The 2645-nt window shown below is 50.5% G+C and carries 3 protein-coding genes; 1 reads left to right on the forward strand and 2 read right to left on the reverse strand.

The annotated features are described in order from the left end of the window. On the forward strand, positions 1–238 hold a 238-nt coding region (locus tag JRG72_11705), incomplete at its 5' end, for a hypothetical protein (GenBank protein ID MBW2135869.1). A 29-nt stretch (positions 239–267) separates the two neighbouring features. Here the strand turns inward: JRG72_11705 and JRG72_11710 are convergent. Next, complete coding sequence (locus tag JRG72_11710) at positions 268–2022, reverse strand: IS1634 family transposase (GenBank protein ID MBW2135870.1); 1755 nt, start codon at positions 2020–2022, stop codon at positions 268–270. A gap of 394 nt (positions 2023–2416) precedes the next feature. Beyond that, positions 2417–2645, reverse strand: a 229-nt coding sequence (locus JRG72_11715; GenBank protein ID MBW2135871.1) for a HigA family addiction module antidote protein, incomplete at its 5' end; no start/stop codon positions are given.

Below are 2645 nucleotides of genomic sequence, written 5' to 3' on the forward strand. Positions count from 1 at the left end.
GGCTCAGGTTGGAGAGCACCCTGGCGCTCTGATCATCAACCTGGTGCGCTCCGGAGAACGACGCGGATACCAAAAAGTCATCGACGGTTGCTTCGCGGAAACGGGTTTAGCCTTTGCCGATCCGGAAGGCGTCAAGCCCCCCGACAAGGCGGCGTTTAATCGGGCACGAAAAAAAATTCCTGTCGAAGTCTTCCAGATGCTTCCGGAGATTATCAGTGCAAAAGAAAATAATAAATGATATTAGCATGTTAACTTTTTTTGTCGTCACTACATCATGGGGTCTTGAAGATTTTGGTGATGAGGCGTGGGCACTCCTAAGGCTTTAAAGAGATCAAGTTGTTCCGGTGTGGGTGGAATGAGGCCATCGAATTTTTTACCATCAATTTCTGCCTGCACCGTCCTTTGTAAAGCGAGTTTTTCTAACACCCTTGCCGGCGAGGTAAATATTTGGGCTTCATGCAAACGACTCCGCATGAGGCGGTGCAGCTGCAAAGCCATGATGCAGAGGAATATATGAGCCCGGATGCGGCGGTCCACCCAATGGTACACCGGGCGGATATCCAAGGAGCTTTTCAGGGTGCGGAAACACCGTTCGATATCCTGAAGTTCTTGGTATTGGTGGACGACCTCTGCTGGAGACAGAGTTTTATTCGTGGTTTCCAAGAGAAGTTTACCGTCGATGAGCAGTTCCCAGCGGCGATTTTCCTCATCCGGATCACAGGCCACCCGGCCCTGTTGGTCAAGCCTGAGTTGATAATAGCGGCCCAGTTGCCGTTTTTTCAGATAGTCATGGAGATGAACCAGGGTTTCCGGATGGGTGAGAGTCTTGCCCGGTACGTGGACGCCGGTCTCCTGGTTCTTCAGGCGAGCCAGGCGACCCCGGATATACTCCGTGGCTACGGCCAGTTTCCGCTGTCGGGTTTTTTGGGTCTGCCGGGCAATTTCGGCCTTATAGGCCACGACAAAGCGGCGGCCGTCAAGGGTGACTTCCCGGAAACATTCTTGCTCCTCCAGGGGGGTGCCATCACTTTTCCACTGTTTGATTTGTGCCTGAATATCCTGAGCCGTGGCCTGGATGGCCTGCCGGGAGATGAGATTATGCCTCAAAGGCCGGGCGACGATATAATCCAGCTGAGCTTCGCCCAAGGCCGCTAAGTTGTCCTGGCTGAGCAGGCCCCGGTCGCTGACCACGACACAGCGTTGCACCGGGAAGCGGGCTTTGACATCGAGAATAACTTCCCGAAAGGTCGCTTTATCCGTGGTTTCTCCAGGAAACACCTGGTGGCAGAGAGGAATACCATCTCTGGTCATGACCAGTCCCAGCACTACCTGGGGACAACCGGAATGGTCCCGATCATAGCCGTAATTTCGCAACGTCGGTTTATCCGATTGGGAGGAGGGATTTCGGACCTTATCCGCTCGCTCAATCTCAAAATAGCACGAGGTCAGGTCGTAAAAAACCAAGTCCAGGGGTGCGTCGAAGAGGGTCAGGATCGGCCAGGCCAGTTTGGGCTCCAATTCTGCTTTGTGTTCAATGAGAAAGTCCAAAGAGCGTAACAAGTGATTATAATCAACCTGCTGCCGGTCGATACCGGGAAGGTGCACCCCCTCGAGCCAATCCAGGAGGTGGAGTTTGGCCATGGGATCTAAGAGACGATTGGCCACCATAACTTTGAGGTTGGCAATGACATCGAACTCGAACTGCCTACCCTGGAGGAATTTTTTGAACACCTGGGTCCAGTCCATCTCCTCCCAGAGGCGGAAGATGGTGTAGATGGAGCCGAAATCCAGGCTACCCGTAGGAGGGATGCTCTCTTGCTGCTTGTCTTCTTCGAGTTTAAAGAATTTTTTCAGTCCTTTGATGATTTCTTGGATTTGTTCAGAGGAGTATTGCGAAGCCGAGCCGAAGTTAACCAGAATCCGCTGCCGAACTTTGCCCTCTTTAGTCCGGTAAGATTCCACGATGTGGAGGGACTGATAAATCTTATCGCCCCGTTTTCGAGTGGTCGTCCGCAAGTACATGACGCCACTATAGCATAGTAGCTTAGTTTGTCAATATATAAAGATATTAAATATAAAAAATATTATATGCCGACACTACAGGGTTGTGATTTTTCGTATCTAACCAATTGAATTTGTTCAGGGGCAACCTTGAAATTTGCGTTTTACTGATAATCTCCGGGTGCACTGGAGATCAATAAATGGAGAAAAGCCGCGTGATATCTGGATATTCAAACCGTACCCGTCGTTTTTGAGTGTTTAGGCTATATCAGAGAAAAACGTTCAGAGAAGTCTATTTCAATTTGTTTCTCTTTGATGAGATCGCAGAGCAGTCGCCTTGATTTTGCGGTAATCTTCTTACATTTCGGTTATTATTCGGTTCATCTGTAAGAGGGTTTCCCTCTTTTTTTGATAATCAAGCCGCCACTTTTATCGGTGTAATTTTCTCGTATCCCCCCCCGTGTGCCTGCAAAGTATCCCACAGACTCACATCCATTTGCAAGCCCAGCCAAAATTCCGGGGTAGTGCCGAAGAACCGCGCCAGACGAAGGGCTGTATCCGGGGTGATACTGCGCTTGCCCCGAAGGATCTCGCTCAATCGCACCCGGGTGATGCCTAAAGCTTCCGCCACTTCCTTTTGACCA

The organism is Deltaproteobacteria bacterium (assembly GCA_019309545.1).
Lineage (GTDB): Bacteria > Desulfobacterota > Desulfobaccia > Desulfobaccales > Desulfobaccaceae > Desulfobacca_B.